The following is a 14,637-nucleotide window of genomic DNA, read 5'->3' as shown; positions in this document are numbered from 1 at the left end:
GATGTGAAGGTTCGATGTTGCATGGTCCTTCTCGCCTGCCGCCCAAGCCTTTCGGAGCCGCGGCCGGTGCCGTCGTGGCCGGCCGCGCCCGGCGCCAAAGCTGGCCTCACGCCGTGCCAATGCCGGCTGCGCGCTGCGCCAAAAGCGCGCATATGTGCGTTTGGGCCGCCAGAATCCGGGGATGTGTGCGCAAATGCCGCCTGATTCGGGGGATGTGTGCGCTGCGGAACGCACACATCCCCCGAATCAGGCGCAGGCGCCAGAACCGCCAGGCCCCGGCCGAGAACCTCGATCTTCTCGGCATGGAAAAAGGGGCCGGGCCCTTGGGCCCGACCCCTGTCTGCGCTGAGCGCGTTACCCGAGCAAGCGAACTTACTTGAGGGTGACGGTGGCGCCGGCCTCCTCGAGCTGCTTCTTGGCGGCCTCGGCGTCCTCCTTCTTGGCGCCCTCGAGGACGGCCTTGGGGGCACCCTCGACGACCTCCTTGGCCTCCTTGAGGCCGAGGCTGGTCAGGGCGCGGACGACCTTGATGACGGCGATCTTGTTGTCGCCGAAGCCCTCGAGCACGACGTCGAAGTTGGTCTTCTCCTCCTCCTCGGCGGCGGCAGCGGCGGGAGCGGCGGCCACGGCGGCGACGGGGGCGGCGGCGGAGACGCCGAAGGTGTCCTCGATGGCCTTCACGAGCTCGGAGGCCTCGAGAAGGGTCATCTCCTTGAGGGCGTCAATGATCTCCTCGGTGGTAAGCTTAGCCATGTTGTGCTTCCTTTCGGTCCCGTGCGGTGCGCACGGACTGGTTTTCGTGTGCGGGGCCCGCGAGGCCCCAGGGTGTGCGGACGCGTCCGCGGGCGGCTGCTAGGCAGCCGGCTTCTGCTCGGAGACAGCGCTGATGGTGCGGGCGAGACCCGACGGGACCTCGTTGACGCACACGGCGATGCCACGGGCGAAGCCGCTGATGAGGCCGGCGATCTGGCCCATGAGCTGCTCGCGGTTGGGCAGGTCGGCGTAGGCCTTGGCCTCGTCGGCCGCGAGGGCCTTGCCGTCGGCGATGGCGCCGACGAACTGCATCTTCTTGAGCTTCTCGGACTGCTCCTTGATGACCTTGGCGGCATCGACGGGGTCCTTCTCGTAGAAGACGTAGGCGCAGGTGCCGGCGAGCATGTCGTCGATGCTGGGGAGACCAGCGTTCTCAAGAGCGATCTTGACGATGTTGTTCTTGTAGACCTTCATCTCGGCACCAGCCTCGCGCAGAGCGCGACGCACCTGCTGGGTCTCCTTGACGGAGAGGCCGCGGTAGTCGACGACAAAGACACCGGCAGAGGCCTCGAGCGAGCTCGCGACCTTCTCCAGCATCTCGACATTGGACTTGGATGGCATGTGTTCGGTACACCTCCCTTGCTATGCGACAGGCACGAACCACCGACGCGGCGGGCCTTCGCACAGAAGACCCCGCTCGGCACAGCCAAAGCGGGGTCCTCGAAGATGCAATCTCTGAGACCACCTCGGCAGGCGGGTTTCCCCTTTGAGCCTCTCGGCACCGGCTGTCTTTGGCAGCGGACGTGCAGCGATCAGTATCACGAGACGGACGTCTCGCGCTTGGTCATTGTGTCACGGGCCGCAGGCGCCGTCAATCCCTTTTTCCTCTGCGCAGAACCTGCACAGGGGCGACGGTGCGGCCAAACGGGCGCACCGCACGCAAAAGCGGGGCCGCACCAAGAGGTGCGACCCCGCCGACTGTCTCACGCTTGGGAGCAGGCCGAGGGCCTAGTCCTCCATGAAGTTGCGGGTCTTGGTCGGGTCGACCTTGACGCCCGGGCCCATCGTGGTGGAGACGACGACGGACTTGACGTACTTGCCCTTCGCGGAGGACGGCTTCACGCGGATGAGCTCGGTGAGGAGCGCGCCGTAGTTCTCGACGAGCTTCTCGGTGTCAAAGGAGACCTTGCCCATGGGAACGTGGCAGATGCCGTAGCGGTCGGCGCGGTACTCGACGCGGCCGGCCTTGAGCTCGCCGACCATCTTGGCGACGTCCATGGTGACGGTGCCGAGCTTGGGGTTGGGCATGAGGCCACGGGGGCCGAGGATCTTGCCGAGGCGGCCGACCTTGCCCATCATGTTGGGCGTGGCGATGGCGGCGTCGAAGTTCAGCTCGCCGGCCTGAATCTGGGCGACGAGGTCATCGGAGCCCACGACGTCAGCGCCGGCGGCCTCGGCCTCGCGGGCCTTCTCGCCCTCGGCGAAGACGGCCACGCGGACGGTCTTGCCGGTGCCGTGGGGCAGGGAGATGGAGCCACGGACGTTCTGGTCGGCCTTGCGGGTGTCGACGCCCAGACGGACGGCGACCTCGACGGTCTCGTCAAACTTGGCCGGGGCGAGCTCCTTGGCGAGCTCCATGGCGGCCTTCGGGGAGTAGAGCTTGGTGCTGTCGACCTTGGCGGCCGCGGCCTTGTAGTTCTTACCGTGCTTGGGCATGTGCCTTACCTCCTGTGGTCAGCGGGCTTCTCGCCCTCCCACATCGCGTGCAAAGGGGACTGTCCCCTTTGCACATCCTCACGTGCAAAGGGGACAGTCCCCTTTGCACACAGTACGCGTTACTCGGCGATGGTGACGCCCATGGAGCGGGCGGTGCCGGCGACGATCTTCTTGGCGGCCTCGATGTCGTTGGCGTTGAGGTCGGGGAGCTTGATCTCGGCGATCTTGGTGAGCTGCTCCTGGGTCAGCTGGCCGACCTTGTCGCGCTGGGGCACCGCGGAGCCGCTCTTGAGGCCGAGCTCCTTCTTGATGAGCTGGGCCGCGGGCGGGGTCTTGCAGACGAAGTCAAAGGAGCGGTCCTCGTAGACGGAGATCTCAACGGGGATGATGTCGCCCTGCTTGTCCGCCGTGGCGGCGTTGAACGCCTGGCAGAACTGCATGATGTTGACCTGGGCGGCACCGAGGGCGGGGCCGACGGGAGGCGCGGGGTTGGCGGCGCCGGCCGGAATCTGAAGCTTGATGAAGGCAGTGACCTTCTTCTTGGCCATGGTTCTCTCCTTTGGGAAACGTGAGCGTGAACGTATCGAAGCGCCGCACCCGAGAAGCTATCCTCACCGATGACGGGCGGGCGGGGTTTCTGCTAGCTGATGACCGAGATCTGGTCCAAGGTGAGCTCCACCGGGGTCTCGCGACCGAAGATGGTGAGCATGACCTTCACCTTGCCGGAGTCGGGCATGACCTCGGAGACCTGCCCGTCGAAGTCCGCAAGCGGGCCGGAGAGCACGCGGACGGCCTGGCCGACCTCGACGTTGGTCGCGGTGCGCTTGGGAACGGCGACGGTGCCGCCGCGGGTGCCGGTACGACGCATGATCTTGTCGAACTCGTCACGGCGAAGCGGCGTCGGCTTGCCGTCAAGGCCCACGAAGCCGGTGACGCCCGGCGTGTTGCGCACGACGGCCCAGGTGTTGTCGTCGACCTCCATGCGCACGAGGACGTAGCTCGGGAAGACCTTGGACTCCTTGGTCTCGCGCTTGCCCCCGTCCTTGAGCTCGGTGACCTCCTCGGTCGGGATCTGGATGTCCACGACCTTGTCCTCAAGGCCATAGGTCTCGATGCGGTGCTCGAGGTCCGCCTTGACCTTGTTCTCGTAGCCGGAGTAGGTGTGGATGACGTACCAGCGCTTAGCCATCTCCTACCCCCTGAGACCCGTGTAGCCGATGAGCGCGGCAACAATGCCGGAGTCGAGGAGCCAGATCACGACGCCAAAGACGATGAGCATCGCCACGATGGCAACGGAGTAGCTCTTGAGCTCGCCCTTGGACGGCCACACGACGCGACGCATCTCGGAGCGGACGTCGCCGAGATAGTTGGCAAGGCAGCGGAAGACGTTGGGCTTCTTGTTGGAAGCCTTCTCGGGCTTCTTCTCGGCCTTGGCGACCGCCTTGGCGGCCTCCGGGGAGCCCGCAGGTGCAGAAGCGGCCTGGGCGGCCTCCACGCGGGCGCGCTCCTCGGCGCGTGCCTTGCGGACGCTCCTCTTGTTACGGTCCTTGTTCGGCATCCCTGACTCCCTAAAAACGTCCCTTACATGGAAACCGGCTAACCCCGAAGGGAAAGCCGGTGGTGAAATCTGGCAGGCCAGGAAGGACTCGAACCCTCAACAAACGGTTTTGGAGACCGCCGCTCTACCATTGGAGCTACTGGCCTGTGATGAAAACCCACCTTGGTTAGCGGGTCTCCCTGTGAAGCGTGTGCTTACGGCACCACGGGCAGTACTTCTTCAACTCCATGCGATCGGGGTTGTTGGACTTGTTCTTGTCCGTGGTGTAGTTGCGGCGCTTGCACTCGGTGCACGCGAGGGTAACTAGAGTACGCATCAATCCTCCTGAAGAACATCTCGTTGGAGGGAGTTTCCCTCAAACGTGGCGCGGTGGTATACGCTACCAGCCTCCCTGGGCCTTGTCAACCTCCGCGCTCGCTCTCGGACAGTATCACAGAATCGCCAAAAGTCTCAAAAGGGATCCGGCGAGAAAAAAGACCCGACGCCCTGGGGACGCCGGGTCCGAAACTAGCTTCTGGAGAAGTTAGTCGAGGATGGTGGAGATACGGCCGTCGCCGACGGTGTGGCCGCCCTCACGGATGGCGAACTTGTCGCCCTGCTCCATGGCGATGGCGTGGATGAGCTCGCAGGTGACCGTCACGTGGTCGCCCGGCATGGCCATCTCGACCTTGTTGCCGTTGGAGTCGGTGAGCTCGGAGATGTCACCGGTGATGTCCGTGGTGCGGAAGTAGAACTGCGGACGGTAGCCGGCGAAGAACGGGGTGTGACGGCCGCCCTCCTCCTTGGTGAGAACGTAGATCTCACCGGTGAACTTCTGGTGCGGGGTGACGGAGCCGGGCTTGCAGATGACCTGGCCGCGCTCGATGTCCTCGCGCTTGATGCCGCGGAGAAGGATGCCGACGTTGTCGCCAGCCTCGCAGAAGTCCATGGTCTTGCGGAACATCTCGATGCCGGTGGCAACGGAGGTCTGCTTCTCACGGATGCCGATGATCTCGACCGGCTCGTTGAGCTTGAGCTCGCCGCGCTCGACACGGCCGGTGGCGACGGTACCACGACCGGAGATGGTCATGACGTCCTCGATGGCCATGAGGAAGGGCTTGTCGTTGTCACGCGGCGGCGTCGGGATGTAGGAGTCGACGGCGTGCATGAGCTCGAGGATGGAGTCGACCCACTTCTGCTCGCCGTTGAGGGCGCCGAGGGCGGAGCCGCGGATGATCGGCAGGTCGTCGCCGGGGAAGTCGTACTCGGAGAGGAGGTCACGGGTCTCCATCTCGACGAGGTCGATGAGCTCGTCGTCGTCAACCATGTCGCACTTGTTCAGGAAGACGATGATGTAGGGGACGCCGACCTGACGGGCGAGCAGGATGTGCTCACGAGTCTGGGCCATGGGGCCGTCGGTGGCGGCGATGACGAGGATGGCACCGTCCATCTGAGCCGCGCCGGAAATCATGTTCTTGATGTAGTCGGCGTGACCGGGGCAGTCGACGTGAGCGTAGTGACGCTCCCAGGTCTCGTACTCGATGTGGGCAACGTTGATGGTAATGCCGCGCTGACGCTCCTCGGGAGCCTTGTCGATGTTCTCGAAGGCGGTGTAGTCAGCCTTGCAGCCCTCGGTCTCGGAGAGGACCTTGGTGATAGCGGCCGTCGTGGTGGTCTTGCCGTGGTCGACGTGACCAATCGTACCGATGTTTACGTGGGGCTTAGAGCGATCGAACTTCTCCTTGGCCATTGCCATCCTCCTTTTGGAACCAACCTGTTCGGCCGACCCATAGACTTACTTCGTTCTTATGCCAAGCGGCGCCGAAGCGCCGCCAAGAACTCTGGTACCGGTGACTGGACTCGAACCAGTGACATCGCGGGTATGAGCCGCGTGCTCTAACCAACTGAGCTACACCGGCATGGTGCCTTGCGCCTGAAACGGAAGATGGAGCCCGCGACCGGATTTGAACCGGTGACCTCTTCGTTACCAACGAAGTGCTCTACCGACTGAGCTACACGGGCGAATGGTGGGGATGCTTGGACTCGAACCAAGGAACCCAGAGGGAGCGGATTTACAGTCCGCCGCAGTTGCCGCTGTGCCACATCCCCATTCCGTTTTCAGACACCTGCGAAGCTCGTACTCCCTCGCGGGCGGAAAACAGATTACGACGTGTCAAAAAACTTGTCAACGTATACCCCGTCGCCGGGCGTATCCATCATCACGAGTCCAACACATTCCCAGCTCACAGGGGGTAAAACTCGGCAGGATGACAGTTGGAGGCCTAAGAGCGAGGCCGCGACGACATCGCCGCGGCCTCGCTTAAGCCTCTGGAGCCGGTAGAGGGAGTCGAACCCCCAACCCACGGTTTACAAAACCGTTGCTCTGCCATTGAGCCATACCGGCGGGTCGTCCCATCATAGCGTGTCCCGCGTCGGGCGAGAAGCACGATCGCCCGCCCTCTTTGGCGGGGCCGACAGGACCGGCAAAGGTAACGGCCGCCCTTGCCCCGTCAGGACTCGCCGCGAAGAATCTTCCAGAGCCTCTCGCGGGCGGCGGGGTCGATGCGGTCCTCAAGACGCATGTGCTGCGTCTGCCGCGCGGCGTTCTCTCGCTCGTACTCCGCGGCGAGCGCGCCCACATCCGCCACGAGCACGTCGCTCGAGACGCGCGTCACGGGCACGCCGCCCACCGTGGCCCGGATGGTGCGGTCCGAGGTCACCACGGTCACGGCCCGAGGGGCCAGGCGCGCCTCGGTCACCAGGCGCTCGATCACCGCGTCGGCTGACTCGCCGGCCGCCGAGAAGATCACGCGCACGCCCGCCCGCGAGAGGTCGGGGCGCTCCGGGGAGACGTTTCCCGCCGCGTCAAAGACGACGACCGGGTTGAACCGCCCCTTGGCATAGGCCGCCACGTCGGAGATCAGGAGCTCGCGAGCCTGCTCGAAGGGGTCGCCCTCGGAGGTCTCGTCCGCGCGGGCAAGGTAGCGCGCGGACTTGTGGAGCACGTTGTAGCCGTCCACCACCAGAAGCTCGCGCGTCGAGGGGGCGCTAGGCATCGCTTCCGTCCCCCAGCTCGACGCGGCGCAGCCACTCGTAGCAGAGCACCGTCGTGGCCTGGGCCACGTTGAGCGACTCCACCCGCCCACGCTGCGGCAGGCGGCACGAGAAGTCGCAGGTCTCGGCCACAAGGCGCGAGATGCCCTCCCCCTCCGAGCCCATCACAAGCGCCAGGCGCCCGCCCAGAGGCGCGTGCCAGACGTCCTCGCGCGCGTGCTCCGTGGCGGCGCAGGCCCAAAACCCCGCCTGCTTGAGCTGCTCGAGCGCCCGGGCAAGGTTGGGCACCTGGGCGATGGGCAGGTGCATGACAGCACCTGCGGAGGTCTTGTACGCGCCCGCCCCCACCGAGGCCGAGCGCGCCTTGGCCACGACGACGCCCGCCGCGCCCACGACCTCGGCCGTGCGCACGATGGCGCCAAAGTTTCCCTGATCGGTCACGTGATCGAGCACCACCACGAGGGCCGGCCCCTCTCCCGCCGCGGCGATCACGTCGGAGAGCTCGGCGTACTCGAACGGGCGCGTGCGCACGACCACGCCCTGGTGGGCGCCATGGCTCGAGAGCGCGTCAAGACGGGCGCGCGGCACGCGCTCCACGGGCACCCCGGCCTCGTCGAGGCGACGGGCCAGGGCCTCGAGCGTCTGGTCGCGCTCGCCGGAGCGCTCCTGCACGAGCGCCGAGCGCAGCGGCATCCCGCAGGCCAGCGCCTCCTCGACGGCGCGACGCCCCTCGATGAGGTCGCCGCGCTCGCGGGCGTCGCGGCGCGGGGCGGCGCCGGGACGCGCTCCGCCCCGACCGCCCGGGCGGGGCCCGACCGCACGGCCCTTAGTGCCCCGCGCGCCCCTTCCCGTGGCCGGACGGGCGGCGCGTCCCTTCCCCGGGCGCGGGTCGCGCCCGGGCGTGCGTGACTGGTTGCGCGCCATGGCTACTCCTTGCGGCGCAGGCGTGCGCCCGCGGCCGTGTCCTCGAGCACCAGGCCGAGCGCGGCGATGCCGTCACGGATGGCGTCGGCGACCGCCCAGTTCTTCTCGGCACGGGCCTGCTGGCGCGCGGCGAGAAGGACCTCGGCGGCCTCGGCGGGCGTCCCGTCCGCAAGGCCCGCGTGCTCGCGCGCCAGGTCGACGAGGCCCGCGGGAAGCTCGTCGGCGTCTGCGGTTCGCGGCAGCGAGATGCCCATGACCTCGGCGAGCTCGCACAGCATGTCCGCCGCGCGCAGCGTGACCGGGGTCGAGGTGTCGTCGGCCGCGTCGGCGAGATAGGTGTTGGAGGCCGTCACCAGGCCAAAGATCGCGGCGAGGCCGCCGGCGGTGTTGAAGTCGTCGTCCATCTGGCGGCAGAACTCGGCGCGCGCCTCGTCGATCTGGTGGCCGAGCGTGCGGTCGGCGTCGTTGAGCTCGCCGTCCTGCGGGGCGCGCTCGGCGGCCCAGCGAAGGTTCTTGACGCAGGTGACCAGGCGCTCGAGCGTGCCGCGCACGCCCTCCAGGCGCTCGAAGGAGAAGTCGAGCGGCGCGCGGTAGTGCGTCTGCAGCATGAGCAGGCGCACGGCGTCGGCGGGGTACTTGTCGAGCACCTCCTTGAGCGTGTAGAAGTTGCCGAGGCTCTTGGACATCTTCTCGCCGTCCACGCGAAGCATCCCGGTGTGCATCCAGGTGTTGGCGAGCGCCGTGTCCCAGGCGCACATGGCCTGGGCGGTCTCGTTCTCGTGGTGCGGGAAGACGAGGTCGGCGCCGCCGCCGTGGATGTCGATCGGGGTGCCCAGGTAGCGGTGGATCATCGCGCAGCACTCGGTGTGCCAGCCGGGGCGGCCGTCTCCCCACGGGGAGGGCCAGCTCGGCTCGCCGGGCTTGGCGGCCTTCCAGAGCGCAAAGTCAAAGGGGTCGCGCTTCTCGTCGTTGACCTCAACGCGCTCGCCGGCGCGCATCTGGTCGAGGTCGCGGCCGGAGAGGATGCCGTAGCTCGTGTCGGAGCGCACGGAGAAGTAGACGTCGCCGGAGGGGACCGGGTAGGCGTGGCCGCCCTCGATGAGCAGGGAGATCATCTCCTGCATGGCCTCGATCTCGCGCGTGGCGCGCGGGCGGATGTCCGGGTCGAGCACGCCGAAGCGGTGCATCTGCTCGATGAACGCGGCCGAGCACTCCTCGGCCACCTCGGCCGCGGTCTTGCCCTCCTCGTTGGCGCGGTTGATGATCTTGTCGTCCACGTCCGTGAGGTTCTGGGCAAACGTGACGGCGTAGCCCTTGTACATGAGGTAGCGACGAATCACGTCGAACGCAAGGAACGTCCGCGCGTTGCCAATGTGAATCTGGTCATAGACCGTGGGGCCGCAGACGTACATCCGGATCTTGCCGGGCTCGATGGGCTCGAGCTCCTCCTTCTTGTGCGTCTGACTGTTGTAGACGAGCATGGGTGCTCCTTGGCGTCTCTGGTGTCGTGTCGTCCGACCAGTATAGCGCCGGCGGGCGACAAGAACCGTCGGGTCGCCGCGGCGCGGGACCCCGGGCCGGCCCGCGGGACGCGAGGTCGCGCGGGGGCGCCCTACGCGCGCTCCAGCAGGACCACGGCCCAGGCGGCGATGCCCTCCTCGCGGCCCACGAAGCCGAGGCGCTCCGTGGTGGTGGCCTTGACGCCCACCGCCTCGACGGGGACGCCGAGGGCCGCGGCCATGTTGGCGCGCATCTCCTCGCGGTACGGCGCGAGCTTGGGCGCCTGCGCGGCGATGGTGCAGTCGGCGTCTGCCACGCGCCAGCCGCGCTCGCAGGCGAGCCCCGCCACGCGGCGCATCAGCGCGAGCGAGTCGGCGCCCTCGTAGGCGGGGTCGGTGTCCGGGAAGAGCCTGCCGATGTCCCCCTCGCGCAGGGCACCGAGCACGGCGTCCATGAGCGCGTGCGCGACGACGTCCGCGTCCGAGTGGCCCGCGAGGCCGCGCTCGCTCGGCACGTCGACGCCGCCCAGAACGAGCCGGCGCCCCTCCGCAAAGGCGTGCACGTCAAAGCCGTGTCCAATTCTTAGCATGCGGGGTCCCTTCTCAGCCGAGCAGACGCCGCTCGAGGGTGGCCTCGGCAAGGGCCAGGTCCTCGGGCAGGGTCACCTTGATGTTGTCGCGCGTGGACTCCACCACGCGGACGCGCCCGCCCACGCGCTCCACGAGCGAGGCGTCGTCGGTGCCCTGGTACTCGTCATGCGCGGCGGCCTTGTGCGCGGCGAGCAGCGTGCGCCGGCGGAAGACCTGCGGCGTCTGGGCCGCCCAGTAGAAGGAGCGGTCCGGCGTGGCGACGATCGTGTCGCCCTCGACGAGCTTGAGCGTATCGGTGCAGCGCGTGGCCAGGATGGCGCCGGCAAGCGACGCGTCCGCCCGGACCGCGCCGACGACGCGCTCGATCGCCTCGACCTCGACGAGGGGCCGCGCGGCGTCATGCACGGCCACGTACTCGAGCTCACGGGGCACGAACGCAAGGCCGGAGAGCACGGAGGCCTGGCGCGTCGCGCCCGAGGGCGCGATCGTCACGGGCTTTGCGAGGGAGAGCCGCGCAAGGACGTCTCCTGTGACCTCTGCCGCGCGCTCGGGCGCGCAGACCACCACGAGCGACCCCACCGAGGGCGCCCGGTCAAACGCCATGAGCGGCCAGCACATGAGCGGCAGCCCGCAGAGCTCCACGAACTGCTTGCCGCGCGGGTCGCCGAACCGCTCGCCGGTGCCGCCCGCCACGATGACGGCGCAGGTGTCCGCGCCCTCGCCGGGCGTCCCCAGGAGCTCGGGTGCGGCGCACGGGGCGGGGGCGGGCGAGCCGGCGCCCATCACTCCCCCTTTCCCCACATGCGATGCAGGCTGTTGGCCAGCACGTCGGGGTTCTTGACGCCGATCTTGCCAAGGCGCGAGGGGTCGTCGTCCACGGCCTCGAGCACCTCCTGGAGCGAGCCGTACTCGTCCACGATCTTGTCGGCCATGCCCTCGCGGACCACGGGCACGCGGGAGAGCGTGCGCAGCCCGAGCGGCGTCATGATGGAGTCCTCGCCGCGGTCGTCGGTGAAGCCGAGGATCTTGGCCACGGTCTTGGCCGAGCGCAGCTGGGTGTTGACGGTGTCGTGCAGGTTGCGGCGCACCTCGCGCGCGGCCTCCTCGGAGGAGTCCGCGGCGTAGTCGCGAATCATGAGCGTGTAGGCCTCGTCGACGCCGGCCAGGTACTCGTCGCGCTGCATCTGAGCGATCTTCCCCTCGCGGCCAAGCTGGACGATGCAGCCGTTGAGCTCGCCTCCCGCGCTGAGAAGAACCTCGAAGAGGTAGAAGATGTTCGTGAGGTCCCCGAGCGTGACCACGTTGTCGAGCTCGAGGCTCGTGAGGCGCAGCAGGCTCCGGTCGAGCTGCGAGCGCGTGTTCTGCATGGCAACCGTGAGCTGGTTGACCGTGGTGAGCAGGTCGCTCACGCTCTTGATCTGGAAGCCCTTGCCGTCGACGTAGACGTTCACCACCGAGCGGCGCGAGGACACCGACACCACCATGGCCTTGGTGAGCAGGCTCATGCGCGCGGCAGTGCGGTGGCGCGTGCCCGTCTCCGAGGTGGGCAGCGACGGGTCCGGGTTGAGATGGTAGTTGGCGCGCAAGATCTTGGTGAGGTCGCGGTCCACGACCACGGCCCCGTCCATCTTGCAGAGCTCGAAGAGGCGGTTGGCCGTGAAGGAGACGTCGAGCTTGAAGCCGTCGTCTCCGGCGGCGAGCACGTTCTCGGTGTCGCCGACGCAGATGAGGGCCCCCAGGTGCCCCGCCAAGATCATGTCCAGGGCAACGCGCAAGGGGGTCCCGGGGGCCGTGTTGCGCACGGCGTCCTGGTAGCGCTGCTCGCGCTCGGCGGCACTGGTATCCAGCTGAGAAGTCTCCATGGGCGACCCTTCGTCTCAGCCGGCCGTCGGGGCCGGCGTTCTTCTCGCCTTGCAGTATATCGTGCGACCGGCCCGGGCGAGGGACGGGGCGCGCCCGCGCCCCGTCCCCGAAACGCTAGGCTCCCTCGGCCCTGAGGCCGCCCGCCCCCTGGGCTCCCCGGGAGGGCTCGGGCAGGGCGGAGCGGTCCGGGGCGCTCATGTGCTCTCGGCGGCGCGGCGCGGGAATCTCTCCCGTCGTGTGCTCAAAGACGAGCTGACCGTCCTTCTCGTCCACGCGAATGATCTCGCCCTTGTGCCAGAGGCCCTGCAGCAGCTCCTCGGAGAGCGGGTCCTCGATGAGCGTCTGGATGGCGCGGCGCAGCGGGCGAGCGCCGTAGATGGGGTCGGCCCCCTCCTTGGCCACAAGGTCGCGCGCGGCGTCCGTGAGCTCGATGGACATGCCCTGGGTGATGAGGCGCTCGCGCAGGTCGGCCACCATGAGCTCGACGATGCCGCGGAGCTGCTCGGAGGTGAGCGACTTGAAGACCACGACCTCGTCCACGCGGTTCAGGAACTCGGGGCGGAAGTGCCTCTTGAGCTCGGACATCACGCGAGAGGTGATCTCCTTGTCGGAGAGGCCGGAGGCCCCCTGGGCGGAGAAGCCCATCGTGGTGGTCTGCGCGATGTCGCGCGCGCCGATGTTGGACGTCATGATGATGACGGTGTTGGAGAAGTCCACGTGGCGGCCCTGGCCGTCCGTGAGGCGGCCCTCCTCCAGGATCTGGAGCAGGACGTTGAAGACGTCGGGGTGGGCCTTCTCGACCTCGTCGAACAGCACGACCGAGTACGGGCGGCGCCGGACGGCCTTGGTGAGCTCGCCGCCCTCGTCGTAGCCCACGTATCCGGGAGGGGCGCCCACGAGCTTGGAGACGGTGTGCTTCTCCATGAACTCGGACATGTCAAAGCTGATGAGCGCCTCCTCGGAGCCGAAGAGGAACTCGGCGAGCGCCTTGGCGAGCTCGGTCTTGCCCACGCCCGAGGGGCCGAGGAAGATGAACGAGCCGCCGGGGCGGCGCGGGTCCTTGAGGGGGCTGCGGCTGCGGCGGATGGCCTTGGCGACCTTGGTCACGGCCTCGTCCTGGCCCACGACGCGCTGGTGGAGGACGTCCTCGCAGCGCAGGAGCTTGGAGGCCTCCGCCTCGGTGAGGCTGGAGACGGGCACGCCAGTCATGGAGGAGACCACGTCGGCGATGTCGTCCTCGTCCACGGTCACCACGTTGGCCGCGAGCTCCTCGCGCCAGGAGGCCTCGAGCTCGTCGCGGCGGGCGACGAGCGCCTTCTCCTCGTCGCGCAGGCGCGCGGCCTCCTCGAACTCCTGGGCAGCGGCGGCAGCGGACTTCTCCTCGCGGACGCGCGCGAGGTCGGCGTCGGTCTGGGCGATCTCGGGCGGGAGCGACATCTTGTGGACGCGCGTGCGGGCGCCTGCCTCGTCGAGCACGTCGATGGCCTTGTCCGGGAGGAACCGGTCCTGGACGTAGCGGCTCGAGAGCGCGACGGCCGCCTTGATCGCGGCGTCGGTGTAGCGCACGTGGTGGTGCTGCTCGTAGCGCTGCTTGAGGCCCTCGATGATCTTGATGGTGTCCTCGGGGGAGGGCTCGCCGATGTTCACGGGCTGGAAGCGGCGCTCGAACGCTGAGTCCTTCTCGATGTGCTTGCGGTACTCCTCGGCCGTGGTGGCGCCGATGACCTGGATCTCCCCGCGCGAGAGCGGAGGCTTCAGGATGGAGGCCGCGTCGATCGAGCCCTCGGCCGAGCCCGCGCCGATGACGGTGTGGATCTCGTCGATGAAGAGGATGTCGTTCTCCGACTCCTCGAGCTCGCGGACGACCTTCTTCATGCGCTCCTCGAACTCGCCGCGGTACTTGGACCCCGCCACGAGGCTTGCGAGGTCGAGCGTCCAGACCTGCTTGCCGCGCAGGATGTCGGGCACGTTGCCGCCCGCGATGAGCTGGGCGAGCCCCTCCACGATGGCCGTCTTGCCCACGCCCGGGTCGCCCAGGATGAGCGGGTTGTTCTTCTGGCGGCGCGCGAGGACCTGCATCACGCGCTCGATCTCGCGGTCACGGCCGATCACGGGGTCAAGCTTGCCGTCGGCGGCAAGCTTGGTGAGGTTGCGGCCGTACTGCTCGAGGACCGAGCCCTCCTCGCCCTGCTGCTGCGGGCCGGGGCCGCCGATGAAGCTGCCGGCGCGCACGTCCGCCGAGGCGGGCGTGGCGGTCTCGGGGTGCTTGCCCGCGAGGTCCGAGACGGCGTTGCGCACGGCGTCCCCGGAGACGCCCATCTGGCGCAGGGCGTCCATCGCGCGACCGTTGCCCTCGGCGACGATCCCGAGCAGCAGGTGCTCCGTGGCGATGTAGGTCTGTCCGTGCGTCATGGTCTCGCGGTAGGCCCCCTCGAGCACGCGCTTGGCGCGCGGCGTGAAGGGGATGTGCCCACCGGGGACGGGCTCGTTCTCGCTTGTGGTGAGCTCGCGAACCGTGGCGAGCGTCTCGTCGTAGGTCACGTCGAGCTTGGCCAGCGCCTGCGCGGCGACGCCCTCGCCCTCCTTGATGAGGGCGAGCAGCAGGTGCTCGGTGCCAACGTACATCTGGCCGAGGCCGCGGGCCTCGTCCTGCGCGAGGCTCATCACCTTGCGAGCCTTGTCGGTGAACTTCTCAAACAT

General features: G+C 68.0%; 15 protein-coding genes and 5 tRNA genes. All 20 read right to left on the bottom strand.

From position 1 onward, the window contains the following. Positions 1-372: 372 nt before the first annotated feature. The gene (gene rplL / locus B5F84_RS00335) at positions 373-753 is read right to left on the bottom strand and encodes a 50S ribosomal protein L7/L12 (protein WP_087319559.1); all 381 of its coding nucleotides are present in this window, start codon (positions 751-753) and stop codon (positions 373-375) included. Positions 754-852: 99 nt separating this feature from the next. Next, positions 853-1,374: a 50S ribosomal protein L10 gene (gene rplJ / locus B5F84_RS00330; RefSeq protein WP_087319557.1), complete on the bottom strand. Its 522-nt coding sequence runs from the start codon at positions 1,372-1,374 to the stop codon at positions 853-855. Between the two features lie 387 nt (positions 1,375-1,761). Beyond that, a complete protein-coding gene (rplA, locus tag B5F84_RS00325) occupies positions 1,762-2,469 on the bottom strand; it encodes a 50S ribosomal protein L1 (RefSeq protein ID WP_087319555.1) in 708 nt (235 codons plus the stop codon). A gap of 119 nt (positions 2,470-2,588) precedes the next feature. After that, positions 2,589-3,017 (bottom strand): 50S ribosomal protein L11, encoded by a 429-nt coding sequence (gene rplK, locus B5F84_RS00320; RefSeq protein WP_087319553.1) that lies wholly within the window; start codon positions 3,015-3,017, stop codon positions 2,589-2,591. A gap of 92 nt (positions 3,018-3,109) precedes the next feature. Continuing rightward, complete coding sequence (gene nusG, locus B5F84_RS00315; protein ID WP_087319551.1) at positions 3,110-3,658, bottom strand: transcription termination/antitermination protein NusG; 549 nt, start codon at positions 3,656-3,658, stop codon at positions 3,110-3,112. A gap of 3 nt (positions 3,659-3,661) precedes the next feature. Further along, complete coding sequence (secE, locus tag B5F84_RS00310) at positions 3,662-4,027, bottom strand: preprotein translocase subunit SecE (RefSeq protein WP_087319549.1); 366 nt, start codon at positions 4,025-4,027, stop codon at positions 3,662-3,664. A gap of 70 nt (positions 4,028-4,097) precedes the next feature. Beyond that, positions 4,098-4,173, bottom strand: a tRNA-Trp gene (locus tag B5F84_RS00305). Between the two features lie 20 nt (positions 4,174-4,193). After that, the gene (rpmG, locus tag B5F84_RS00300; protein ID WP_072374082.1) at positions 4,194-4,343 is read right to left on the bottom strand and encodes a 50S ribosomal protein L33; all 150 of its coding nucleotides are present in this window, start codon (positions 4,341-4,343) and stop codon (positions 4,194-4,196) included. A gap of 207 nt (positions 4,344-4,550) precedes the next feature. Beyond that, on the bottom strand, positions 4,551-5,756 hold the full coding sequence (tuf, locus tag B5F84_RS00295) for an elongation factor Tu (protein WP_087319547.1): 1,206 nt from the start codon (positions 5,754-5,756) through the stop codon (positions 4,551-4,553). A gap of 92 nt (positions 5,757-5,848) precedes the next feature. Then, positions 5,849-5,925 (bottom strand) — tRNA-Met (locus B5F84_RS00290). A 27-nt stretch (positions 5,926-5,952) separates the two neighbouring features. After that, positions 5,953-6,028 (bottom strand) — tRNA-Thr (locus tag B5F84_RS00285). Positions 6,029-6,031: 3 nt separating this feature from the next. After that, a tRNA-Tyr gene (locus B5F84_RS00280) sits at positions 6,032-6,115 on the bottom strand. A 220-nt stretch (positions 6,116-6,335) separates the two neighbouring features. Beyond that, positions 6,336-6,410 (bottom strand) — tRNA-Thr (locus B5F84_RS00275). A 106-nt stretch (positions 6,411-6,516) separates the two neighbouring features. After that, positions 6,517-7,062 (bottom strand): NYN domain-containing protein, encoded by a 546-nt coding sequence (locus tag B5F84_RS00270; RefSeq protein WP_087319545.1) that lies wholly within the window; start codon positions 7,060-7,062, stop codon positions 6,517-6,519. Beyond that, on the bottom strand, positions 7,055-7,984 hold the full coding sequence (gene rlmB, locus B5F84_RS00265; RefSeq protein ID WP_087319543.1) for a 23S rRNA (guanosine(2251)-2'-O)-methyltransferase RlmB: 930 nt from the start codon (positions 7,982-7,984) through the stop codon (positions 7,055-7,057). The genes B5F84_RS00270 and rlmB overlap by 8 nt, the downstream gene beginning before the upstream one ends. 2 nt (positions 7,985-7,986) lie before the next feature. Then, complete coding sequence (gene cysS / locus B5F84_RS00260) at positions 7,987-9,465, bottom strand: cysteine--tRNA ligase (RefSeq protein ID WP_087319542.1); 1,479 nt, start codon at positions 9,463-9,465, stop codon at positions 7,987-7,989. Between the two features lie 131 nt (positions 9,466-9,596). Further along, a complete protein-coding gene (gene ispF, locus B5F84_RS00255; protein ID WP_087319540.1) occupies positions 9,597-10,073 on the bottom strand; it encodes a 2-C-methyl-D-erythritol 2,4-cyclodiphosphate synthase in 477 nt (158 codons plus the stop codon). A gap of 13 nt (positions 10,074-10,086) precedes the next feature. Then, complete coding sequence (gene ispD, locus B5F84_RS00250) at positions 10,087-10,857, bottom strand: 2-C-methyl-D-erythritol 4-phosphate cytidylyltransferase (protein WP_087319538.1); 771 nt, start codon at positions 10,855-10,857, stop codon at positions 10,087-10,089. Beyond that, complete coding sequence (gene disA, locus B5F84_RS00245) at positions 10,857-11,936, bottom strand: DNA integrity scanning diadenylate cyclase DisA (protein ID WP_087319536.1); 1,080 nt, start codon at positions 11,934-11,936, stop codon at positions 10,857-10,859. Before disA ends, ispD begins: the two co-directional genes overlap by 1 nt. Before the next feature lie 115 nt (positions 11,937-12,051). After that, positions 12,052-14,637, bottom strand: a complete 2,586-nt coding sequence (locus B5F84_RS00240; RefSeq protein WP_087319535.1) for an ATP-dependent Clp protease ATP-binding subunit — start codon at positions 14,635-14,637, stop codon at positions 12,052-12,054.

The organism is Olsenella sp. An290, assembly GCF_002159535.1.
GTDB lineage: Bacteria > Actinomycetota > Coriobacteriia > Coriobacteriales > Atopobiaceae > Thermophilibacter.
The sequence above is the reverse complement of the archived record's forward strand: the minus strand, read 5'-3'. Positions and strand labels throughout refer to the sequence as shown.